This is a genomic window from Caulobacter sp. ErkDOM-E, assembly GCF_048541895.1.
In the GTDB taxonomy this organism is placed as follows: Bacteria; Pseudomonadota; Alphaproteobacteria; order Caulobacterales; family Caulobacteraceae; genus Caulobacter.
This window is the reverse complement of sequence record NZ_CP183331.1, coordinates 964,305-985,600: the sequence shown is the minus strand read 5'-3', so window position 1 is coordinate 985,600 and position 21,296 is coordinate 964,305. Positions and strand designations below refer to the sequence as shown.

At 66.9% G+C, this 21,296-nt stretch carries 21 protein-coding genes and 2 pseudogenes; 15 read left to right on the top strand and 8 right to left on the bottom strand.

All coding sequences use genetic code 11. The annotated features are described in order from the left end of the window. Positions 1-10 precede the first annotated feature (10 nt). The 3 genes from uvrC to ACN2C7_RS04895 all read left to right on the top strand — a co-directional run bounded on the left by uvrC (position 11) and on the right by ACN2C7_RS04895 (position 2,834). Positions 11-1,921 carry an excinuclease ABC subunit UvrC gene (gene uvrC, locus ACN2C7_RS04905; protein ID WP_419320193.1) on the top strand — a complete coding sequence of 637 codons (1,911 nt, stop codon included), beginning with the start codon at positions 11-13 and terminating at the stop codon, positions 1,919-1,921. 43 nt (positions 1,922-1,964) lie between these two features. Further along, positions 1,965-2,207, top strand: a complete 243-nt coding sequence (locus ACN2C7_RS04900) for a hypothetical protein (RefSeq protein WP_419320192.1) — start codon at positions 1,965-1,967, stop codon at positions 2,205-2,207. 78 nt (positions 2,208-2,285) lie between these two features. Next, positions 2,286-2,834, top strand: a complete 549-nt coding sequence (locus tag ACN2C7_RS04895) for a hypothetical protein (protein ID WP_419320191.1) — start codon at positions 2,286-2,288, stop codon at positions 2,832-2,834. Between the two features lie 95 nt (positions 2,835-2,929). Here the strand turns inward: ACN2C7_RS04895 and ACN2C7_RS04890 are convergent, their stop codons facing one another. Together ACN2C7_RS04890 and ACN2C7_RS04885 are read right to left on the bottom strand one after the other, a co-directional pair. Next, the gene (locus tag ACN2C7_RS04890) at positions 2,930-3,820 is read right to left on the bottom strand and encodes a kinase (protein ID WP_419320190.1); all 891 of its coding nucleotides are present in this window, start codon (positions 3,818-3,820) and stop codon (positions 2,930-2,932) included. A 2-nt stretch (positions 3,821-3,822) separates the two neighbouring features. Beyond that, entirely contained in the window at positions 3,823-5,427 is a 1,605-nt protein-coding gene (locus ACN2C7_RS04885) for a sensor histidine kinase (RefSeq protein ID WP_419320188.1), read from the bottom strand. Between the two features lie 228 nt (positions 5,428-5,655). On the opposite strand from ACN2C7_RS04885, the gene pgsA reads away from it, so the two are divergent. Then, positions 5,656-6,273, top strand: coding sequence for a CDP-diacylglycerol--glycerol-3-phosphate 3-phosphatidyltransferase (gene pgsA, locus ACN2C7_RS04880; protein WP_419320187.1), 618 nt, complete (start codon positions 5,656-5,658; stop codon positions 6,271-6,273). Between the two features lie 11 nt (positions 6,274-6,284). Here pgsA and ACN2C7_RS04875 read toward each other — a convergent pair whose 3' ends face one another. Next, positions 6,285-6,458: a hypothetical protein gene (locus ACN2C7_RS04875; RefSeq protein WP_419320186.1), complete on the bottom strand. Its 174-nt coding sequence runs from the start codon at positions 6,456-6,458 to the stop codon at positions 6,285-6,287. Positions 6,459-6,810: 352 nt separating this feature from the next. Between ACN2C7_RS04875 and ACN2C7_RS04870 the strand changes: the two genes are divergently transcribed. Continuing rightward, a complete protein-coding gene (locus ACN2C7_RS04870) occupies positions 6,811-7,017 on the top strand; it encodes a cold-shock protein (protein ID WP_062148808.1) in 207 nt (68 codons plus the stop codon). Positions 7,018-7,166: 149 nt separating this feature from the next. After that, positions 7,167-7,883: pseudogene (locus tag ACN2C7_RS04865) on the top strand (patatin-like phospholipase family protein); the annotation flags it as partial. A gap of 465 nt (positions 7,884-8,348) precedes the next feature. Here ACN2C7_RS04865 and ACN2C7_RS04860 read toward each other — a convergent pair. From ACN2C7_RS04860 to ACN2C7_RS04850, 3 genes are all read right to left on the bottom strand, one after another. After that, a complete protein-coding gene (locus tag ACN2C7_RS04860) occupies positions 8,349-8,510 on the bottom strand; it encodes a helix-turn-helix transcriptional regulator (protein WP_419321406.1) in 162 nt (53 codons plus the stop codon). A gap of 53 nt (positions 8,511-8,563) precedes the next feature. Next, a complete protein-coding gene (locus ACN2C7_RS04855; protein WP_419254335.1) occupies positions 8,564-8,992 on the bottom strand; it encodes a hypothetical protein in 429 nt (142 codons plus the stop codon). Between the two features lie 214 nt (positions 8,993-9,206). Next, positions 9,207-10,826, bottom strand: coding sequence for an NAD(P)/FAD-dependent oxidoreductase (locus tag ACN2C7_RS04850; protein WP_419320184.1), 1,620 nt, complete (start codon positions 10,824-10,826; stop codon positions 9,207-9,209). Positions 10,827-11,018: 192 nt separating this feature from the next. Between ACN2C7_RS04850 and carB the strand changes: the two genes are divergently transcribed. From carB to ACN2C7_RS04805, 9 genes and pseudogenes are all read left to right on the top strand, one after another. After that, entirely contained in the window at positions 11,019-14,312 is a 3,294-nt protein-coding gene (carB, locus tag ACN2C7_RS04845; RefSeq protein WP_419320182.1) for a carbamoyl-phosphate synthase large subunit, read from the top strand. 113 nt (positions 14,313-14,425) lie between these two features. Next, on the top strand, positions 14,426-14,722 hold the full coding sequence (locus ACN2C7_RS04840) for a nucleotidyltransferase family protein (RefSeq protein ID WP_419320181.1): 297 nt from the start codon (positions 14,426-14,428) through the stop codon (positions 14,720-14,722). A 133-nt stretch (positions 14,723-14,855) separates the two neighbouring features. Continuing rightward, a complete protein-coding gene (locus ACN2C7_RS04835) occupies positions 14,856-15,026 on the top strand; it encodes a DUF86 domain-containing protein (RefSeq protein WP_419321405.1) in 171 nt (56 codons plus the stop codon). Positions 15,027-15,035: 9 nt separating this feature from the next. Further along, positions 15,036-15,458, top strand: a complete 423-nt coding sequence (locus ACN2C7_RS04830) for a hypothetical protein (RefSeq protein WP_419320180.1) — start codon at positions 15,036-15,038, stop codon at positions 15,456-15,458. Between the two features lie 64 nt (positions 15,459-15,522). Continuing rightward, entirely contained in the window at positions 15,523-16,188 is a 666-nt protein-coding gene (locus ACN2C7_RS04825) for a glutathione S-transferase family protein (RefSeq protein WP_419320178.1), read from the top strand. A gap of 165 nt (positions 16,189-16,353) precedes the next feature. Beyond that, positions 16,354-16,701 (top strand): hypothetical protein, encoded by a 348-nt coding sequence (locus ACN2C7_RS04820; protein ID WP_419320177.1) that lies wholly within the window; start codon positions 16,354-16,356, stop codon positions 16,699-16,701. Then, positions 16,698-18,380, top strand: coding sequence for a methyl-accepting chemotaxis protein (locus ACN2C7_RS04815; protein WP_419320176.1), 1,683 nt, complete (start codon positions 16,698-16,700; stop codon positions 18,378-18,380). The genes ACN2C7_RS04820 and ACN2C7_RS04815 overlap by 4 nt, the downstream gene beginning before the upstream one ends. Positions 18,381-18,556: 176 nt before the next feature. Then, entirely contained in the window at positions 18,557-19,030 is a 474-nt protein-coding gene (greA, locus tag ACN2C7_RS04810) for a transcription elongation factor GreA (RefSeq protein ID WP_419320175.1), read from the top strand. A gap of 106 nt (positions 19,031-19,136) precedes the next feature. After that, positions 19,137-20,324 (top strand): annotated as a pseudogene (locus ACN2C7_RS04805) (mitochondrial fission ELM1 family protein); the annotation flags it as partial. 65 nt (positions 20,325-20,389) lie between these two features. On the opposite strand, the gene ACN2C7_RS04800 reads toward ACN2C7_RS04805, so the two are convergent. Beyond that, positions 20,390-20,953 (bottom strand): hypothetical protein, encoded by a 564-nt coding sequence (locus ACN2C7_RS04800; protein WP_419320174.1) that lies wholly within the window; start codon positions 20,951-20,953, stop codon positions 20,390-20,392. Then, positions 20,953-21,261, bottom strand: coding sequence for a PadR family transcriptional regulator (locus ACN2C7_RS04795; RefSeq protein WP_419320173.1), 309 nt, complete (start codon positions 21,259-21,261; stop codon positions 20,953-20,955). The genes ACN2C7_RS04800 and ACN2C7_RS04795 overlap by 1 nt, the downstream gene beginning before the upstream one ends. Positions 21,262-21,296 lie beyond the last annotated feature (35 nt).

The following is a 21,296-nucleotide window of genomic DNA, read 5'->3' as shown; positions in this document are numbered from 1 at the left end:
ACTCGCCTATATGTCCGTCGTGAACGACGACAGCCCCTCCCCCACCGTCCAAGACGCCCCCGCCCTGCGCGGCGCCGACCTGATCAAGGACGAGGCCGCGCGCCTGCCTGACGGGCCCGGCGTCTATCGGATGATCGGCGAGGACGATGAGGTCCTGTATGTGGGCAAGGCCAAGAGCCTGAAGAAGCGGGTGATCCAGTACGCCCAGGGCCGCTTCCACACCAACCGCATCGCCCACATGGTCGACGCGACCCGGTCCATGGTGTTCGTCACCACCCGCACCGAAGCTGACGCCCTGCTGCTCGAGATCAATCTGATCAAGGCGCTGAAGCCGCGCTTCAACGTGCTACTGCGCGACGACAAGAGCTTTCCCGAGATCATGATCCGCCGCGACCATGACGCGCCGCAACTGCGCAAGCATCGCGGCGCCCATGCGATCAAGGGCGACTATTTCGGGCCGTTCGCCAGCACCTGGGCGGTGAACCGCACGCTCAACACCCTGCAGAAGGCGTTCCTGCTGCGCTCGTGCAGCGACAGCGTCTATGAGGGCCGCGACCGGCCCTGCATGCTGTACCAGATCAAGCGCTGCGCGGCGCCGTGCACGGGGCTGGTCAGTATCCCCGACTATCAGGCCCTGGTGGACCAGGCCGAGGCTTTCCTAAGAGGCAAGTCCCGCGCGGTGATGGCGACCATGGCCGCCGAGATGGAGGCCGCCGCCGAGGACCTGGAGTTCGAGCGCGCCGCCCGACTGCGCGACCGCATCCGCGCCCTTTCCTCGGTGGCCCAGGAAAGCCAGATCAATCCCGAAACCGTGGACGAGGCCGATGTCGTGGCCCTGCACGTCGAGGGCGGCCAGGCCTGCGTGCAGGTGTTCTTCTTCCGGGCCGGTCAGAACTGGGGCAACCGCGCCTACTTCCCCCGCATCACCGGCGCGGCGGAAGAAGAAGGCGTCAGCGAGGAGGCCCAGGCCATGACCGCCTTCCTCGGCCAGTTCTATGACGACAAGCCGATACCGCGCCTGATCCTGGCCAATATCGAACCCGCAGAGGCTGCCTTGTTGGCCGAGGCCTTCGCCCTGAAAAGCGGCCGCAAGGTCGAGATCGCCGTGCCGCGGCGCGGCGAGAAAGCCGATCTGGTGCAGCACGCCCTGACCAATGCCCGCGAGGCGCTGGGCCGCAAGATGGCCGAGGGCAGCGCCCAGACCAAGCTGCTGGCCGGGGTCGGCGAAGCCTTCGGGCTGGATACCGCGCCCGAGCGGATCGAGGTCTATGACAACAGCCACATCCAGGGCACCAACGCCGTGGGCGGCATGATCGTGGCCGGGCCGGACGGCTTCATGAAGGGCCAGTACCGCAAGTTCAACATCAAGAGCACCGAGCTCACCCCCGGCGATGACTACGGCATGATGAAGGAGGTGCTCAAGCGCCGCTTCGCCCGCCTGGTCAAGGAGGAGGAAGGCGGTGACAGCGACAACCGCCCCGATCTGGTGCTGGTCGACGGCGGCAAGGGCCAGTTGGACGCGGCGCTGGAGATCATGGCCGAGCTGGGCGTCGACGACATCGCCGTCGTGGGCGTGGCCAAGGGTCCGGACCGCGACGCGGGCCTCGAACGCTTCTTCATGCCCGACAAGACGCCGTTCATGCTCGAGCCGAAATCGCCGGTGCTCTACTACCTGCAGCGCCTGCGCGACGAAGCCCACCGCTTCGCCATCGGCGCCCACCGCACCCGCCGCTCGATGGACCTGAAGAAGAACCCGCTCGACGAGATCGAGGGCGTGGGTCCGGGCCGCAAGAAGGCCCTGCTGCACGCGTTTGGCTCGGCCAAGGGCGTCGGCCGCGCGGGGGTCGAGGACCTGCTGAAAGTCGAGGGCGTCAGCCAGGCCCTGGCCGAGCGCATCCACGCCTTCTTCCGCAAGAGCTGAAGCCAGGCCTTGTGACGCGGCCCGGGCGGGCCACATCAGGGGCATGTCCGATCTGATCGCGATCCTGATCACCCTTGCCGTCATCGCCGTTCTGACGCCGGCGGCGATCTGGGGCGTCCGCAACGCCAGGCGCTCCAAAAGGGCCATGGCCCCACTGGCCGGGATGATGATGCTGCTGGGCGCCTTCTTTACCGCCGATCCGCCGCCTCCCCCGCGATCGGAATCGATCGCGCGCGAAGAGGAGGACGAGGATGGGGCGGCAGACGGAACGCGCCCTGAACCTTAAGTTTAAGACCGTAATCTTTTACACTTGTCAAACTAGGTGGCGCTGCGCACTCTCGCCCGCAGGGACAGGAGAGCGCCGATGACGAGACCGGTCTGGGACAAGCCGCGCCGCATGCCGTTGCTGCCGCGCATCCTCTCGGGCGTGATCGTGGTCGCTATCCTGGGCGCGCTGGTGTTCGGCGTCATCGATCTGATGCGCGTGGAAAGCGTCAACGCCACCCTGCCCCCGGCGACGGCCGAGCAGATGCTGATCGAAAAGCCCAAGGCCCGGGCCGAATGGGGCCATGTGCGGGCCAATCTGAAGACTCGGCTGAACCAAACCAATCCGCTGGATCTGGGCGCGGTCTGGTCCACCCGCACGGGCCGCGTGTGCGGGCTGGTCAATGGCCGGGGCAGCTTCGGCGGCCTCAGCGGCATGGTGCGGTTCTATTCGGTCAATCGGGTCCCGGTGTTCCATCAGGACGTCGACCATCGGGAGTTCCAGCACGCCTGGTTCGAGTGCAACCGCGACCGCTGGGTCAGGCTGCGGGAGGGCTCCGAGGAGCCCGGCTTCTGCGGCACCGAACTGGGCAAGCGCCGCTGCTATACCGTGCGGGTCGTCGACCGCGTGCGGACGGTGGAAGACTAGAGCATTCCGTCCTGACTGCGTCAGTCCGGAGCTCCAGTTCTTGTTTTAACGCATTTTCTTCACGCGAACCGGAATCCACTTCGCTCGAAAATGCTCTAGAAACCCCGCATCTCGACCGGCTCACGGTCCGCGTCCAGACGGATGGCGATGTCGGCGCGGGGCGGCAGATCGCGGGCGATCCACTCGGTCAGACGCTGATAGTGGGCGACGAAGCGGTCCAGGGCCATCTCGTCCATCGCCAGCCGGGGGTCACGGCCCCTGGCGGCCAGATCGTGACGCAGGCGCTGCTCCTGCTGGCCCCGCCAGGCGCGCACGGTGGCAAAGTCGGGGGCGGTCATCGCGACCAGAAGATCGATCCTGTCGAACAGCGCGCGATAGGGGCCCGCCAGGGCGGCATTGGCGAAGCCCCGCCAGACGCCCGCAGGGTCTTCCTCACGCTCGAGGGCGTTGACCGGCTCATCGAGGGCGGCCTCGGGCTGGGCCCGGGCGCCCACGCACCAGCCCTCCAGCAGGATCACCTGCGCCGGTCCCTCGAAGGGCTCGAAGTCCGCGACAGACGCGCGGTCGTCGGCGGCCTTGTCGAAGCGGGGCAGCAGCACGCGGCCCGGATGGGCTAGAGCGTCCAGCACGCCCAGACCCAGCGGGATGTCGTGGGTCCCCGGAACCCCGCGCGTGCGCAGCAGGGGATGGACCGTCCGGCCTAGAACCAGACGCTCGGCATGGGTCAGATAAAGATCGTCCAGCGACAGATTGGCGGTCTTCAGGCCCCGGCCCCTTAGCAGCCGGGTCACCAGCGCCGTCAGGGTCGACTTGCCCGCCCCCTGCGGCGCGCAGAGGCCGACCACCAGCGGCCTGTCGCGTCCAGCAGACGCTTGGGCGATCCGCGCGGCGAGGGGGATATGGAGCCGGTCGGCCAGACTGGCGAAGCGCGGCGGCAGTCCCGCCTGCGCCATGAAGGCGGCGACCTCTCTGCTGTCGGGCGCCATGCTCAGAACGGATTGGCCCAGCGCACGGCGTCCGGCGCCGGCAAGGGCAGGGTCGCCTCGAACACCAGACCCTCGAGCCGGAAGTCGAAGCTGGGCGAACCCTTCAGTTCCCGGCGGATCGAGCTGTCGATCAGCCGGGTGCCAAAACCCGGCTTGCTGGGCGCGGTCACGGGAGGGCCGCCCGTCTCGATCCAGACAAGGGTCAGGACCCGGGTCTGGGGATCGATCCGCCAGTCGATGCTGACCCGCCCGGCCGGCGCCGACAGGGCGCCGTACTTGGCGCTGTTGGTGGCCAGTTCGTGAAACACCATCGACAGGGCCACGGCGGTGTGGGGATCCAGGGAGACGGGCGGACCCGAATAGGCGATCCGTTCGCCGTGGGCGCGGGTGCAGACGCGCATCAACTCGTCCAGGTCGGCCTTGCTCCAACCGCTGCGGGTCAACAGATCATGGGCGGCCGAAAGGGCGATCAGCCGCTCCGTGAACATCTCGACCGGCGCCCCTTCCAGCTTGCCGAACGTCTGGCGCGCCAGGGCCTGAACCGTGGCCAGGGTGTTCTTCACCCGGTGGTTCAGCTCGTTGATCATCACCTTCTGACGGTCTTCGCGGGTTTTCAGTTCACGGGACGCGACGGCCAGGGCGTCATGGATAGCGGCCACTTCCTCGAGGCTTCGCCCGCTCGGCTCGCCCACCGGCTGCCCCTCGCCGATCGCGCGGGCGGCGGCGACCAGGACGCTCACCTGGCGATTGATGCCGCGCGAGACGAACAGCGCCATACTGATGCCCAACACCAGCAGCAGCCCGAAGACGCCGGTTGCGACGGCGACGGACCGGATCACCGCGCCATCCAGCTCGGCGCGGGGAATCGCGACGATCAGGGTCCAGCCCGTCTGGGCCGACCGCGTATAGGCCACCACGGTCGGCACGCCTTCGAGCGATACGCTCTTGCCGATACCCTCGTGGGCGCGTTTCAGGCTTTCAATCGTCGCGGCCGGTACGGTGCGACCGGTCCACATGGCATTGTCGGCGGAGCGGGCGATGACCTTGTAGTTGCTGTCCACCAGGGTGGCGATCCAGCCATCGGGAACACGCTGCTGGCGGAAGACCGACGTGAACGAGGCGGCCTCGACCACATAGGCCAGAAGATGGGGCTGACCCTCGATATCGACCCGGGCCCCTACGGTGATCACCGGCTTCTTGGACACCCGGCCAACCCGCAGATCCGACACCCGGCTCTGGCCGGCCATGAGGGCCTGGGTCAGCTGTTGTGGCCTTTGCACCTGGGGCAGGGGCGCGCCGAAGGGGCGCAGGGTGTTGATGAGCTGCTGGCCGGCGACGTCGGTCACCACGACCCAGCCCGTCCGCAGCTCCATCACGCGGCGGGCGCGGGCGTCAAATTCCTTCAGATCACCGGCTTGCAGGGTCTGGTCGCTGGCCAGGGTCTCGACGACAGCGATCCCGACGGCGGTCTGCTGATCCACGGTGCCCGAAAGGGCGCGGGCCGTGGTCAGCATCTGCTGGTAGGTTTGCGCGCGGCCATGACGATCGGCGCCCGCCAGCAGGAAGCCCATGCTCAGCACTGCGGGAACCAGCAGGCTGACCGTCAACAGAATGAGCCGGACGCGAACAGAATTGACGCGCCCCCGGACCTGGCGCCGGACACGATCCAGAAGATTCATGCGATCAAGACTTCGCAAAACCCCGAACTCCTGCCTCGTTCCCTTGTCCTCTGTATAGCCAGAGTGGGCGAGTTCCCCGCTACGAAAAATGCCCGTTATGGTTTAGGTCTTACAGCGGCGTAGCCCTTTGACCATTTCCCGCGTTAGAAACTCACCATGAAGAATCTTCCGAACATCCTCACCGCCTCGCGCCTTGTCGTCGCCCTGTTCATGTTCGTGGCGCTGGCCGCCGCCGCCGGCGCGCTGCCCTATCTCAGCGAACGCCTGACCTTGGAAGATCAGTTGCGGCTGGAACGCTGGGCGTTCTGGGCGTTTGTGATCGCCGCCCTCACCGACTTCTTCGATGGCTGGCTGGCCCGCAAGCTCGACGCCGTCACCGTGTGGGGCGCGATCCTCGATCCCATCGGCGACAAGATCCTGGTCTGCGGCGCCCTGCTGGGTCTGATGGCCCTGGGACCCAACCCGATGATCGTGCTGCCGGCCGGCCTGATCCTGTTCCGCGAATTCGCCGTCAGCGCCCTGCGCGAGGTCGGGGCCGGCAAGGGGATCAAGCTGCCCGTCACCGTGCTGGCCAAGTGGAAGACCACCCTGCAGCTGGTGGCCATCGGCGCCGAGATGGTGCTGGCGTCTTGGGGGGCCTTCGGCCTGCCCGACACCCCGGACGTCGTGGGGCCCGCCACTCTGGCGATCCACGGCCTGCTGTGGCTGGCGGCCATCATCACCCTGATCACCGGCGCCCAGTACTGGGAAGCGGCCCGCAAGGCGCTGACCTAGACCGCAACCGCCTATTCAGCCGCCAGCAGATCAGGGGCGTCATCCTCGACTCCACCCTCAACGGCGTCCGGATCGGTCGGGCCATACAGCAGCCATTCGCTGTCCAGCGGATCAAAGCCCCGACGCGCCCGTTCGGCGCGCATCATCAGGGTCAGCCAGTTCGCACCGGTTGTTTGCAATACCATCCTCGCCTCCTGTGGCCTGGAGATGTTATTGAGAATGACTCGCAATAGCGGCGGCCGCAAGGCTGTTTCGTCGCAGGACCTGCCCTCGCCAGACTTCGCCGCAAAGGGCCAACACGACCTCATCGCGAAGATCTGAAGCGTTCGCCAGAGGCGGTGAAAAGCTGAGCTCAAGATTCCCCTTGCTGGCGCGGCCGTAAACCCTCATCATGAAGCTATCGAATTCGCTGCCGTTCGGCCTGCTATTCCATGCTTCCTTCGAGGAAGCGCCGGACGCGCCTACCGATCCCCAACGAAATTTGATCGTCGAACGGAACGCTTCCGGCGGCGACTGCTATCCAAAGGACTACACACCATGGCTACCGGCACCGTTAAGTGGTTCAACGGCACCAAGGGCTTCGGCTTCATCCAACCGGATGACGGCGGCTCGGACGTTTTTGTGCACATCTCGGCCGTTGAACGCGCCGGCCTTCGCACCCTCAATGAGGGCCAGAAGATCACCTACGAACTGGAACAAGACAAGCGCAGCGGCAAGATGTCCGCTGGCCAGCTGCAAGCTTAATCCAGTCAGAAAAGCGCCGGTACGCCGGCGCTCTTCGAAAGCTTCCTATAGGCCGGCGCTTGCGCCGGCCTATTTGCGTTTAGGGTCCTTTGTATTCGGAGACGGCCGCACTAGGTTGGCGACGCTCCCTTAGCCTTGGTTGGCCCCGCATGCGCACGGCCCGGATTTTGATCGTCCTGCTGGCCAGCCTGATGCTCGCCGCCTGTGGCTCCCTGCCCCGCGAGACCTATAGCGCAGGCGATATGCTGGGCGGCGCTCCGCAGGGTCTGAGCGACATCCGCTTCAACGCCGGCGATACGGCCGCCGGTATCCGCTTTGCGGAGGCGGCCCGCGCCCGCACGGCGGACCGAAGAAACCTGAACGTGCTGGCCGTATCCGGCGGGGGCTCGAACGGGGCTTACGGCGCAGGCCTTCTGGTCGGCTGGACCAAGGCCGGTGGACGGCCACAGTTCGATATCGTCACCGGCGTAAGCACCGGGGCCCTGACCGCGCCCTTCGCCTTTCTGGGGCCGGACTGGGACAAGCGCCTGACCGAGGCCTACACCAGCAAGGCGGCCGATCATATTCTCCAGCGGCGGGGCCTGGACTTCCTGTTCCGGGCAAGCGTCTACAACAACACCGCCCTGCGCGGACTGGTCGAGGCCTATGTCGATCCGCCGCTGCTGTATGCCATTTCGGTCGAGCACGCCCAAGGTCGCAGCCTGCTGATCGCCACGACCAATCTGGACACCGAGGAGACGGTGATCTGGGACATGGGCGCGATCGCCTCGCGTGGCGACGCCGCTGCCCTCAAGCTGTTCCAGGACGTTCTGGTCGCGTCGGCCAGCATCCCGGGTGTCTTCCCGCCGACCCTGATCGAGGTTCAGGGCAAGGGTCGCAGCCTTTCGGAAATGCATGTCGATGGCGGTGTGAGTACGCCGTTTTTCGTCGCGCCCGAGGGGCTGCTGCTCTGGACCCTGCCTGAAGCCATCCAGGGCCAGGACACGGCGCAACAGGGCAATATCCGCGTGATCGTCAATGGCAAGATCGGCGGGAGCTTCGCCTTCACCAAGGGCAGAACCCTGGCCATTGTCGGCCGGGCCTGGAGCACCATGAGCAAGGCCCAGATGCGCACACACCTGACCGCCAGCGCCTCATTCGCCCGTCGAAACAGCGGCGGGCTGCTGTTCAGCGCCATCCCAGACGAGGCCGACGCTGATACCTCGGGCCTCGACTTCAAGGCCGCCAATCGCAAGGCGCTGTTCAAGCTGGGCTATGACAGCGCCCTCAGCGGCAAGGCCTGGCAGACCCCGGATGCGCTGACGGAGCCGACCAAGGCACCGTGTGACGCATTAGCCCTTGCTGGACCACTGAAACACCTCTTCGAGCGGCTTGCCGAAGACTTCGGCGATCCTGAAGGCGGCCTCGAGGGTCGGCGAGTACTTGCCGGCTTCAATGGCCGCGACGGTCTGACGGGTCAGTCCGATCCGCTTGCCGAGTTCAGCCTGAGACATCTCACCCGCCAGAAAACGCAGGGTGCGGATCTGGTTGATGATCATCCCGCCGCTCATGCCGCGCTCCGGCGATAACTCCAGGCCGCCAGGCCATTCTGGGTGATCTCGGCGAGCACGATCGCCAGCAGACCAGCATTGACGAGTTCCCAGCCGCTCGTCGTGAACGGCATGACCATGCCGACCAGCATCATGCCGATCATCATCACATAGTAGGCCACCATGCTGGAGCGGCGCTGGATGTCGCGGTCTCGCTCGTCGGCCGGCGCGCGGGCGTCTTCCGGCGCCCCGACCCGCAAGGCGATACGGCCAAGAATGTGCAGCACGCCGTTGCCGCCCGCCGCCAGCGCCAGCAACCACAACTGCGGCAGGTTCGGCAGAACGCCGGGCGCCGGCGGCGATATCACCACGTGGGCGAAATAGGGCCCGTAGGTTGCTGCAATCAGCAGCAGCGTCATCCAGGCGAGCTTCTCTCTATGCGGCATAGCTGAACCCCTTCATGTCGATAAATCCAAACTTAATGTTAGATATATATAACATAGAGTCAAGCCAAGCGAACGCGATAGCGCGTCTCGCCAGCGCCCCCGGCCGAAGGCCGGGTCTCACCGCTGTAAGGACGGTGCGAGGCTAGACTGCCGCAGGCCGGAAACGCCGGTTGGGCCGCCGGTCACCATGACCTAGACGGCCTCCCGATAACGTCTAGGCGGCGTAGGCTGCCGCCACCGCCTCGGCGACCTTGATGCCATCGACCGCTGCCGACAGGATGCCGCCGGCATAGCCAGCCCCCTCGCCGGCCGGGAACAGACCCGCCGTGTTGAGGCTCTGGAAGTCCTTGCCGCGCGTGATCCGTATGGGTGAGGAGGTGCGGGTCTCGACCCCGGTCAGCAGCACGTCGGGGTGGTCGTAGCCGGCGATCTGGCGGCCAAACACCGGCAGGGCCTCGCGCATGGCCTCGACCGCGAAGGCCGGCAGGCAGGCCGACAGGTCGGTCATGGTGATGCCCGGCTTGTAGGACGGCGCCACCTCGCCCAGATCGGTCGAGGCGCGGCCGGCCAGGAAGTCGCCGACCTTCTGGGCAGGGGCGGCATAGGTCGAACCGCCGGCGACATAGGCCAGGCTCTCCCATTTGCGCTGAAACTCGATCCCGGCCAGCGGGTGGCCAGGATAGTCGCGCTCGGGGTCGATGCCGACTACGAAACCGGAATTGGCGTTCCGCTCATTGCGCGAATACTGGCTCATGCCGTTGGTCACGACGCGGCCCGGTTCCGAGGTCGCCGCCACCACCGTGCCGCCGGGGCACATGCAGAAGCTGTAGACGGTACGGCCGTCCTTGCAGTGATGCGACAGGCTGTAGTCGGCAGCGCCCAGGTCCGGATGGCCGGCATGGGTGCCAAAACGCGCCCGGTCCATCCACGACTGCGGATGCTCGATCCGCACCCCGATCGAGAACGGCTTGGCCTCGATATGGACGCCCTGATCGTACAGCATCTGAAAGGTGTCGCGAGCGCTGTGGCCGACGGCCAGCACCACGCGGTCGGCCTCCAGATAGTCGCCGGTCGACAGCTTCAGACCCCTGATCCTGCGCGACCCGTCGGCGGCGGTCTCGACGTCGATCTCGTCAACGCGATGCTGCCAGCGATATTCGCCGCCCAGCGCCTCGATGGTCTCGCGCATGCTCTCGACCATGGTCACCAGCCGGAAGGTGCCGATATGGGGATGGGCCTCGGTCAGGATTTCCTCGGGCGCGCCGGCCTTGACGAATTCCTCCAGCACCTTGCGGCCCAGATGAAGGGGATCCTTGATCTGGCTGTAGAGCTTGCCGTCCGAGAAGGTGCCTGCCCCGCCCTCGCCGAACTGGACGTTGGACTCAGGATTCAGCTCGCTGCGCCGCCACAGGGCCCAGGTGTCCTTGGTGCGCTCGCGCACCACCTTGCCGCGGTCCAGGATGATCGGCTTGAAGCCCATCTGGGCCAGGATCAGGCCGGCGAACAGCCCACAAGGGCCAGCGCCGATCACCACCGGACGCAAGGCGTTCAGGGGCTCGGGCGCGCGGGCTTTCAGGCGATACTCGGTGTCGGGCGCTACACGCACATGGTTGTCGTCGGCGAACCGGGCCAGCACGGCGGCCTCGTCACGCACCGTCACGTCGACCGAATAGACCATCAGGATCGCCGCCTTGCGGCGGGCGTCGTGCGAGCGCTTGGCCACGGCCCACGACAGCACGTCGCCGGCCGGCAGACCCAGGCGATGGTGGATCGCCGTCTCGATGGCCTGGGGCGGATGGCCCAGAGGCAGCTTCAGTTCGGAAATGCGCAACATGACGCGGGTTTAGCGGGAAGACGGCCCGCGCGCCAGAAAGCGACGCGACTCCGCTTCCTTGGGTAACCTTGCTCTCCGGTTCGGGGGTTGCGCGGGCCCGACTCCGTCTCTAAACGGGCGACTTAACCTGCAAGATGGTCGGCAGCGGGCGCGCGGATGTGCGCGACCGTGTCTCTGCGCGCGAGTTTTCCGATGCCCAAAAGAACAGACATCTCCTCGATCCTGATCATCGGCGCCGGCCCGATCGTCATCGGCCAGGCGTGCGAGTTCGATTACTCGGGCGTCCAGGCGTGCAAGGCCCTGCGGGCCGAGGGCTACCGGATCATTCTGGTCAACTCCAACCCCGCCACGATCATGACCGATCCCGACGTGGCCGACGCGACCTATATCGAGCCGATCACGCCCGAGATGGTCGCCAAGATCATCGAAAAAGAGCGCCCTGACGCCCTGCTCCCGACCATGGGCGGCCAGACCGCGCTGAACACCGCGCTGGCCCTGGAAGCCAACGGCACCCTGGCCAAGTACGGCGTCGAGATGATCGGGGCCAAGGCCGAGGTCATCGACAAGGCCGAGGACCGCCAGAAATTCCGCGACGCCATGGACAAGCTGGGCCTTGAGAGCCCCAAGTCCAAGGCCGCCCACAACATGGACGAGGCCCGCGAGGGCCTGGCCTTCGTCGGCCTGCCCGCCATCATCCGCCCCAGCTTCACCCTGGCCGGCACCGGCGGCGGCATCGCCTATAACCTCGAGGAATTCGAGGAGATCGTCCTGCGCGGGCTGGACCTGTCGCCGACCACCGAGGTGCTGATCGAAGAAAGCGTCCTGGGCTGGAAAGAGTACGAGATGGAGGTCGTGCGCGACACGGCCGACAACTGCATCATCGTCTGCTCGATCGAGAACATCGACCCGATGGGCGTCCACACCGGCGACTCGATCACCGTCGCTCCGGCCATGACCCTGACGGACAAGGAATATCAGTGGATGCGCGCGGCGAGCATCGCCGTGCTGCGCGAGATCGGCGTCGAGACCGGCGGCTCCAACGTCCAGTTCGCGGTCAATCCGGCCGACGGCCGCATGGTCGTGATCGAGATGAACCCGCGCGTGTCGCGCTCGTCGGCGCTCGCCTCCAAGGCCACCGGCTTCCCGATCGCCAAGGTCGCCGCGCGTCTGGCCGTCGGCTACACCCTGGACGAGCTGAAGAACGACATCACCGGCGGCGCGACCCCGGCCTCGTTCGAGCCCTCGATCGACTACGTCGTCACCAAGATCCCGCGCTTCGCCTTCGAGAAATATCCGGGCAGCGAGCCGCACCTGACCACCGCCATGAAGTCGGTCGGCGAGGTGATGGCCATCGGCCGCACCTTCAAGGAAAGCATGCAGAAGGCCCTGCGCGGCCTGGAAACCGGCCTGACCGGTTTTGACGAGATCGAGATCCACGGCGCCGATGATCCGGATAACGGCAAGGCCGCCGTGATCCGCGCCCTGGGCATGCCGACCCCCGACCGCATCCGCGTCATCGCCCAGGCCTTCCGCCATGGCCTGACTGTGGACGAGGTCAACGCCGCCTGTTCCTACGAGCCCTGGTTCCTGCGCCAGATCGCCGAGCTGGTCCGCCAGGAGGGCTGGGTCCGGGCCGGCGGTCTGCCGACCGACGCCCAGGGCTTCCGCGCCCTGAAGGCGCAAGGCTTCTCCGACGCCCGCCTGGCCCATCTGGCCGGCTCGACCGAGAGCGCCGTCCGCAAGGCCCGCCAGGCCCTGAACGTGCGCCCGGTCTACAAGCGCATCGACAGCTGCGCCGGCGAGTTCGCCGCCACCACGCCCTACATGTATTCGACCTATGAGACCGGCGCCCTGGGCCAGGTCCCCGAGTGCGAGAGCCTGCCGACCAATCGCAAGAAGGCGGTGATCCTGGGCGGCGGTCCCAACCGGATCGGCCAGGGCATCGAGTTCGACTATTGCTGCTGCCACGCGGCCTTCGCCCTCGACGCCATCGGCATCGAGTCGATCATGGTCAACTGCAACCCCGAGACCGTCTCGACCGACTACGACACCTCCGACCGCCTGTACTTCGAGCCGCTGACGGCCGAGGACGTGCTGGAGCTGCTGCATGTCGAGATGAGCAACGGGACCCTGGCCGGCGTCATCGTCCAGTTCGGCGGTCAGACGCCGCTGAAACTGGCCCACGCCCTGGAAGAGGCCGGCGTGCCGATCCTGGGCACCAGCCCCGACGCCATTGACCTGGCCGAAGACCGCGAGCGCTTCCAGCAGTTGCTGGACGGCCTGAAGATCGCCCAGCCCGAAAACGCCATCGCCCGCACCTGGGACGAGGCCCGCGTCGCCGCCGAGACCATCGGCTTCCCGTTCGTGATGCGTCCGTCCTACGTGCTGGGCGGCCGGGGCATGGAGATCATCCGCGATCACGAGCAGCTGGAACGCTACATCCTCAACACCGGCGAGATCTCGTTCGAGCACCCGATCCTGCTGGACCACTATCTGAGCCGCGCCACCGAGGTGGACGTCGACGCCCTGTGCGACGGCACCGACGTGTTCGTGGCCGGCGTGCTGGAGCACATCGAGGAAGCCGGCGTCCACTCGGGCGACAGCGCCTGCTCGATGCCGCCCTTCTCGCTCAGCGCCGAAACGGTGGAAGAGCTGAAGCGCCAGACCGTCAAGATGGCCCTGGCCCTCAACGTGCGCGGCCTGATGAACGTGCAGTTCGCCATCGAGGAGCCGCACAGCGAAAACCCGCGCATCTATGTGCTGGAGGTCAACCCCCGCGCCTCGCGCACCGTGCCGTTCGTGGCCAAGACCATCGGCCAGCCTGTCGCGGCCATCGCCGCCAGGATCATGGCCGGCGAAACGCTGAAGAGCTTCAATCTGGTCGACAAGCCGTATGACCATATCGCGGTCAAGGAAGCGGTCTTCCCGTTCGCCCGCTTCGCCGGGGTCGACACTATCCTGGGCCCGGAAATGCGCTCGACCGGCGAGGTCATGGGCCTGGACTGGAAGCGCGAGGGCGAGGCCGACATGTCGCTGGCCTTCGCCCGCGCCTTCGCCAAGAGCCAGCTGGGCGGCGGCGTCACCCTGCCGCTGGAAGGCACAGCCTTCGTCTCGGTCAAGGAAAGCGACCGCCCCTGGATCGTCGAGCCCGTGCGTCTGCTGAAGGCGGCCGGCTTCAAGGTGATCTCCACCGTCGGCACGCGCGGCTATCTGGCCGAGCAGGGCGTCGAGGTCGAGCTGGTCAAGAAGGTGCTGGAAGGCCGTCCCAACATCGTCGACGTGATGAAGAACGGCGGCGTGCAGCTGGTGTTCAACACCACCGAAGGCAAGCAGGCCCTGGAAGACAGCTTCGACATCCGCCGCACGGCGCTGATGATGAAGGTCCCCTACTACACCACCTCGGCCGGCGCGCTGGCGGCGGCTCAGGCCATCTCCTCGGCTCCGGCTGCTGCGCTGGAAGTGCGGCCGCTGCAGAGCTACCAGTAGAGGTTATCCACAGGGCTGCGCGACACGTCCTCTCCCTGAAGAGCGAGGACGTGTCGCGCCCAGCCGACGCGGGCGGTTGTGACGAGCCAGCGCATTTCTGCTAGCCTTCGCCGATGACCCGCGACCAAGCCCTTCAGATCCTGAAGCGCCACGAAGGCGAACTGCGTCAGCAGGGCGTTACCCGCGCCGCCCTGTTCGGCTCAGCGGCCCGCGATGAGGCGCGTCCCGGCAGCGACATTGACGTGATGGTCGAGTTCGCTCCCGACGCTGCGATCAGCGTCTGGGCCTATGCGCGTTTGAAGGACCTCATCCAGGACTTCTTCGGCCAGCGCGTCGACGTGGTCAGCCGCAACGGCCTGAACCGCCACATCCGCCCCACGGTCGAGCGGGAAGCGCTCTATGCCTTCTAGGACCGAGGCGGTCCTGCTGCATATCCGAGACAATATCGCTTTTGCCCGCCAGATCGTCGGCGCGCGATCCGCCCGCGACTTCGAGCATGATCGGATTGCTTTCTAAGCTGCCACGCGCTGCCTTCCCGAGGGTCTGATCGCGCGGCATCCGACAATCGACTGGAAAAGCATCAAGGCCGCTGGAAACATATATCGGCACGAATATGAGGGCGTGGAGGAGCGGATCGTCTGGACAACCGTGCGCGACTTCCTCGGCGACCTGGAAGCCGCAGTGCTCAGCGAGCTGGCCCGTCTGGACCCCTGATAGAGAAAAATGGCCTATACCGACATCGAAGTCGCCGCCCTCGCCGAGCGCCTGCTGGACCACAGCCTGCCCAAGGCGCAATGGACCCATGCCGCCCACCTGACCGCCACCCTGCGCCTGGTCCGCACCCGCGACGCCGGCCTGGAGCGTGACCTGCCGGGCATCATCCAGACCTACAATGTGGCCGTCGGCGGGGTGAACGACGATGTCAGCGGCTATCACGAGACCATCACCCAAGCCTATCTGACCGCGATCCGCGCCTTTGTCGCCGGCCTGCCGGCGGGGATCGGCGACGGCGAGGCCTGCGCCCGCCTGCTGGCCACGCCCCTGGGCGACAAGGCCTGGCCCCTTAGCTTCTGGTCGCGGGAGCGGCTGTTCAGCGTCGCGGCCCGCCGGGGCTGGGTGGAACCGGATCTCAAGCCCCTGAGCTGATCGGGCTTGACTGACCCTGACGGCGCCATGCCAGCGTGCGCGGCCCCTTGCGGAGACGCCTGTCATGGTCATCGTCCATCACCTGAACAATTCCCGCAGCCAGCGGATCCTCTGGCTGCTCGAGGAACTGGGCGTCCCCTATGAGGTCAAGCGCTATGAGCGCGACGCGGACACCATGCTGGCCCCGCCGGAGTTGCGGGCCATCCATCCTCTGGGCAAGTCGCCGGTGATCACCGACAGCGGCAAGGTCATCGCCGAAACCGGGGCGATCATCGAGTACATCCTCGAGACCTATGGCCAGGGCCGGCTGATCCCGGCCGCCGGCACGGCCGAGCGCCTGCGCTATACCTACTGGCTGCACTATGCCGAGGGCTCGGCCATGACGCCGCTGCTCCTGAAGCTGGTCTTCACCGCCTTGCCGACCCGCGCTCCGGGCCTGCTGCGCGGCCTGATCAAGGCCGTCGCCAACAAGGCTCAGAGCAGCTTCATCGACCCGCAGCTGAAGGCCCATGTCGACTACTGGGATGACGAACTGGCCAAGTCCGCCTGGTTCGCCGGCAAGGACTTCACCGCCGCCGACATCATGATGAGCTTTCCGCTGGAGGCCGGCGCGGCCCGGGCGGGGGCGGCGTCACGCCCGCACGTGAAGGCATTTCTGGAACGGATCCATGCCCGCCCCGCCTATCGCGAGGCCCTGAAGCGCGGCGGCCCCTACGACTACGCGCACTAGAGAATACGCCTTGCGATCGCTGACAGGCCTCCAATCGAGCCCTGCGGCGGAATGGCGCGGAATGACAGGGTTAAGGCCAGGGTAACCTCGCGGGGCGTAGGGTTTTGAAGGTCCCGTCGGCATCCACCGGCCGGAGGCTTTTGAGCCCTTACTTTGAGCCCGTGTATGCGAGATTCCCTGATCACCTCGGACAAGCGACCCTCAGCCCTTGGCGGGATCGCCCTGACGGCCGGCGCGATCATCGCAGGATTGCTGGCGGCGGTCTCTGTCAATGCCGCCCCGCGTGACCCCTCGCGCGTGGCCGCCATCTTCCCACCCTGGTGGAGCGTGGCCCAGAGCATCAGCGCGGCAGGCTCGGCCGGCGACATTGCCGCCGTTGGCGGCGCGCCTTTCATTATCATTCTGCGGGGCGACCCGGTCGATCTGGCGCGCCGCGCCCGCGCGTCCGGGGCCCTGCTGATTCTCGACCCTGATCTGGCGGGCGTCTGCGCCCCCAAGGAGACCTTGCCATGAGCATTGCCGTTTCCAGCCTCGACGCCCAGCGCCAACTCGGCGGAAAGCTGATCCTCGCGGCGAACTGGCTGATGGCCGCCATCGTGGTCGGCACGCGCCTTTTGGTGCACGAGCCTGTTTTGGGCCTGATGATCGCCGCCGTGGCCACCGGCATCGCCGCGACCCTGGCCTACAAGACGGCCGGCCACAACTCGACCGGTCAGGCCCTGACCGGCGTGGCGTTGATGGCCCAGGTCTCTCTGCTGGTCGCCGCCCTGAACGGCCACGCTTGGCAGGTCGACATGCACATGGCCTATTTTGCCGCCCTGGCCGTGCTGGTGGTTTACTGCGACTGGAAGGTCATCGCCGCCGCCGCCGCCACTGTCGCCGTGCACCATCTCTGCCTGAGCTTCCTGTTGCCGGCAGCGGTGTTCCCCGGCTCGGCCAGCCTGGGCCGCGTCTTGGTCCACGCCGTGATCCTGATCGTCGAGGCCGGCGCACTGATCGCCACCACCTTCAGCGTCAACGCCATGTTCGCCGCCGCCAACAAGGCCCGCGCCGAGGCCGAGCAAGCGGTCGAGGTCGCCCGCTCCGCCAATGACGCCGCAGAAGGGGCAAGACGCTCCGAGGAGACCAATCGCGCCCAGAACGCCCAGGCCGAAGCCGTCGCCGAGCGTCAGCGCGTCGAGGCTGTCGCTTCCATCGCCGCGGGCCTGGCCGATCTGGCCCAGGGCGACCTGACCGTCCGCCTGACCACGCGCTTCGCCCAGGCCTATGAGGTGCTCCGCACCGACTTCAACGCCGCTGCGGAACGCGTACAGGCGGCGATGCAATCCATCTCGCAGACTACCCGCGCGGTCAGCGGCGGCGCCGATGAAATCGCCGTCGCTTCCGACAATCTTTCGCGCCGCACCGAACAGCAGGCTGCAAGTCTCGAAGAAACCGCCGCCGCCCTCGACGAGATCACCGCCACGGTCCGCAAGACCGCCACCGGCGCCAAGGAAGCCTCGCAGGTGGTCGCCAACGCCCGTAGTGACGCCCAGCGCTCCGGCGAGATCGTCGACCAGGCGATCGCCGCCATGACCCAGATCGAAGGCTCCTCGCAGCAGGTCGGCAATATCATCGGCGTCATCGACGAGATCGCCTTCCAGACCAACCTGCTGGCCCTGAACGCCGGCGTCGAAGCTGCGCGGGCGGGTGAAGCCGGTCGCGGCTTCGCCGTCGTCGCCCAGGAGGTCCGCGCCCTGGCCCAGCGTTCGGCCGAGGCCGCCAGGGAAATCAAGACCCTGATCTCGACCTCAACCCAGCAGGTCAGCGCCGGCGTGGCCCTGGTGGGCCAGACCGGAGAGGCCCTGCAGCGCATTGTTACGCAGGTGGCCTCGATCGACAGCCTGGTCAATGAAATCGCAGCCTCGGCCAACGAGCAGTCCACCGGCCTGCACGAGGTGAACGCGGCCGTGAACCAGATGGATCAGGTCGTTCAGCAGAACGCCGCGATGGTCGAGCAGGCCACCGCCGCCACCCATTCGCTGAAGGGCGAGGCGGGCGAACTGGCCGCGCTGGTGAGCCGGTTCAAGGTCTCGCAGGGCGCTGAGATCGCCGTCAGCGCGCCGCCACCGCGCGCGCGGCCCAATACCGCCGTTCGCCCCGGTCGCGGTTCGGCCGCCGTCGCGGTCAAGGAAGACTGGCAGGAATTCTGATCCGCCCGCCTCCCGAGATGGCCTGAAGGCCAGAGCCAATTTCCGCTCATGACTGTGCGGGATCGCCCCGCCCCCTTGCTTATCGTGAACGCGCCTCCTATCCTCTCAGCCCCCGGTCGCGTGCGCCCGCGACGGGACGAATACTCCTCCCAAGGCGAACCGAGCTAAAATCCGCAATGGAAAAAGTGCCGATGACCGCCGGGGGTTATCAAACCCTCGACGATGAACTGAAGCGTTTGAAGACGATCGAGCGTCCGGCGGTGATCGCCGCGATCTCCGAGGCGCGCCAGCATGGCGACCTCTCGGAAAACGCCGAGTATCACGCGGCCAAGGAACGTCAGGGCTGGATCGAAGGCCGTATCGCCGAGATCGAGGACAAGATCGCCCGAGCGCAAGTGATCGACGTCTCCAAGCTTTCAGGCAAGCAGGTGAAGTTCGGGGCGACGGTCAGCGTCGTCGACGAGGACACCGAGGAAGAGGCTCGCTACCAGATCGTTGGCGATCACGAAGCCGACGTGAAGGAGGGCCGCATCTCGCTGTCCTCCCCGCTGTCGCGCGCCATGATCGGCAAGGAAGTGGGCGAAGTCGTCGAGGTTTACACCCCCGGCGGCGTCAAGGCCTACGAGATCCTGAAAGTGGAGTGGCTGTAAGGCGCCTTGCCTTACGCCCCACCCGCGCCATAAAGCCAGACCATGAACAAGGCTGCCCTCTTGGGGGCGGCCTTGTCTGCGTGGCTGTGCTCGTCGGGATGACGTCTTGAAGAAACCTCCCCTGCTCATCTGGGCCATCTCGGACGGCCGCGCCGGCATCGAGGCCCAGGCCGTTGGCCTGGCCGAAGCGGTCGTGCGCGAGGCCCGGATCCAGGGGATCGAGGCTGCCATCGAGATCAAGCGCGTCGGCTGGACCGGCCGCATCGGCCGCCTGCCCTGGTGGCTGAACTGGTTCCCGCGCCGCTGGCTGACCCCGGAAAGCGACATCAGCGGCCGCTCGCCCGATGACTGGCCAGACCTGTGGATCGCCGCCGGCCGCGCCACCCTGCCCCTGTCGATCCGCGCCAAGCGCTGGTCGGGCGGCAAGACCTATGTGGTCCAGATCCAGGACCCGCGCGTGCCGCCCCAGATGTTCGACCTGGTAATCCCGCCCAAGCATGACCGCTTGTCCGGCGACAACATCCTGTCGATCACCGGCTCGCCGCACAGGGTCACCAGTCAGCGGCTGGTCAGCGAGTATGAAAGATTCAAGGCCCAGCTCGACGACCTGCCCCGCCCGCGCGTCGCGGTGCTGCTGGGCGGCAAGTCCAAGGCCTTCGACCTGCCAGTGGAACGCGCCGCCCAGATGGCCCACCAGATCCAGATCCCGCTGGAACAGGACGGCGGCAGCCTGCTGATGACCTTCTCGCGCCGCACGCCCGAGCCGGCCCGCGCCCTGCTGACCGCCCGCCTGCGCCACCTGCCCGGCATGGTCTGGGATGGCGAAGGTCCCAATCCCTATTTCGCCTTCCTGGCGGCCGCCGACTACATCCTCGTCACCGAGGACTCGACCAACATGGCCACCGAGGCGGCCTCGACGGGCAAGCCGGTCTTCATCCTGAAGATGGAGGGCTCCAGCCTGAAGTTCCGCCTCTTCCACGAGGAACTGGAACGCCAGGGCGCGGCGCGCCCCTATGGCGGGGCGTTCCACGGCTGGACGTATGAGCCGGTCGATGAAACCGGCCGCGCAGCACGCGAAGTGCTGGCGCGGATGCGGGGCGAGACAGCGGTGGAAGAAGTGGTCCCGGTCGAGGCCGCGCCCGTCGCAGAGACCGCGCCGAAGCCTGAAACCTCCCCTGCTCCGGCTCGCAAACCTCGCGCGAAGGCCGCCGCACCAGCAGAAGCAACCCGGGCGGCCAAGCCCACGCCGGCCCCGAAAGCCAAGGCTCCCGTCGCAGCCGCCAAGGCCGCGCCTGCCGCCTCCAAGCCCAGGTCCCGCGCGCCAGTGAAGCCGAAGGCTCCTAAGAGCGGCTCTTAACCCTACGCCCCGGCAGCCTTCGCGATCCTCCGCCGGCCGAGGTGGGCGCCGATGGTCGCGGCTACCAGGGACCAGCCGAGTAGCGCGCTATAACCAACGATGGGCGGAGCGTCCATGACGTGCCAACCACGGTCGAGCAAGGCCCGGAACATAGAAAAGAAAGTCGCCACGAGCAGCGTCTCGCGGACCAGCCAGACGACCAGGGTAGCAACATAGGCATAGCCCGGCCTCCACGCCGCCAGCATTCCACAAACCACCGCCGGCGCAGCCAGCCAATAGACATAGGCGACGGCATGCACGAAGTCGCCGGGCAGAAGCATGAGCGGAACGTCCATCGCCAGGTCCAGCATCAGCCCCGCAGCGACCACGGCGGCCAGGAACAGGCCGTCCGCCCGCAGTCGCCACCCTGCGGCAGTCGCCAGGCAACCCAGGGCCCAGCCCAGCCGGTCGCCGTCCATCACCTCAAACTCTCCGCGCATGGCGGTGGCAAAGTCGTAGCGGGCGGCCGGAGCGGCGCGCTGGGCCAGGCGCATGACCCAGCGGCCCAGAGAGGTCCTGATCGCCATCAGCCAGCTCCTTGCTTGGAAAACGTCATCCAGGGGGTAGGCGCCATAGCGCCGCGCAGCGCCGCCTTTCCTGCCCCAGTCATCCGGTAGGCGTGGCGGGCGGGCCGACCCGGCCGCTCGGGCTCCAGCCACTGGCTCTCCAAGAGGCCCCTGTCGTGAAGCCGCACGAGGATCGGATAGAGGCTGCCCGATTTCAGGCCTGTCTCAGCGGCGATCTCCAGCCCGTAACGCCACGCGTCAGGCGTGGCGCTCAGCGCTTCAAGCACAGCGATCGTCTGGGGCGAAAGGCGTCGGATGATGGCGGTCATGACACAACTCTACATAGGTAGATATACTCGTCAAG

Coding starts and splice junctions, on each gene's coding strand:
- ACN2C7_RS04860 (WP_419321406.1), bottom strand. CDS start 8,510: ATGTCTCAGGCTGAACTCGGCAAGCGGATCGGACTGACCCGTCAGACC.
- ACN2C7_RS04800 (WP_419320174.1), bottom strand. CDS start 20,953: ATGGCGATCAGGACCTCTCTGGGCCGCTGGGTCATGCGCCTGGCCCAG.
- ACN2C7_RS04830 (WP_419320180.1), top strand. CDS start 15,036: ATGGCCTATACCGACATCGAAGTCGCCGCCCTCGCCGAGCGCCTGCTG.
- ACN2C7_RS04825 (WP_419320178.1), top strand. CDS start 15,523: ATGGTCATCGTCCATCACCTGAACAATTCCCGCAGCCAGCGGATCCTC.
- ACN2C7_RS04815 (WP_419320176.1), top strand. CDS start 16,698: ATGAGCATTGCCGTTTCCAGCCTCGACGCCCAGCGCCAACTCGGCGGA.
- ACN2C7_RS04840 (WP_419320181.1), top strand. CDS start 14,426: ATGACCCGCGACCAAGCCCTTCAGATCCTGAAGCGCCACGAAGGCGAA.
- ACN2C7_RS04795 (WP_419320173.1), bottom strand. CDS start 21,261: ATGACCGCCATCATCCGACGCCTTTCGCCCCAGACGATCGCTGTGCTT.
- greA (WP_419320175.1), top strand. CDS start 18,557: ATGGAAAAAGTGCCGATGACCGCCGGGGGTTATCAAACCCTCGACGAT.
- ACN2C7_RS04850 (WP_419320184.1), bottom strand. CDS start 10,826: ATGTTGCGCATTTCCGAACTGAAGCTGCCTCTGGGCCATCCGCCCCAG.
- ACN2C7_RS04890 (WP_419320190.1), bottom strand. CDS start 3,820: ATGGCGCCCGACAGCAGAGAGGTCGCCGCCTTCATGGCGCAGGCGGGA.
- ACN2C7_RS04870 (WP_062148808.1), top strand. CDS start 6,811: ATGGCTACCGGCACCGTTAAGTGGTTCAACGGCACCAAGGGCTTCGGC.
- ACN2C7_RS04900 (WP_419320192.1), top strand. CDS start 1,965: ATGTCCGATCTGATCGCGATCCTGATCACCCTTGCCGTCATCGCCGTT.
- ACN2C7_RS04895 (WP_419320191.1), top strand. CDS start 2,286: ATGACGAGACCGGTCTGGGACAAGCCGCGCCGCATGCCGTTGCTGCCG.
- uvrC (WP_419320193.1), top strand. CDS start 11: ATGTCCGTCGTGAACGACGACAGCCCCTCCCCCACCGTCCAAGACGCC.
- pgsA (WP_419320187.1), top strand. CDS start 5,656: ATGAAGAATCTTCCGAACATCCTCACCGCCTCGCGCCTTGTCGTCGCC.
- carB (WP_419320182.1), top strand. CDS start 11,019: ATGCCCAAAAGAACAGACATCTCCTCGATCCTGATCATCGGCGCCGGC.
- ACN2C7_RS04820 (WP_419320177.1), top strand. CDS start 16,354: ATGCGAGATTCCCTGATCACCTCGGACAAGCGACCCTCAGCCCTTGGC.
- ACN2C7_RS04855 (WP_419254335.1), bottom strand. CDS start 8,992: ATGCCGCATAGAGAGAAGCTCGCCTGGATGACGCTGCTGCTGATTGCA.
- ACN2C7_RS04875 (WP_419320186.1), bottom strand. CDS start 6,458: ATGGTATTGCAAACAACCGGTGCGAACTGGCTGACCCTGATGATGCGC.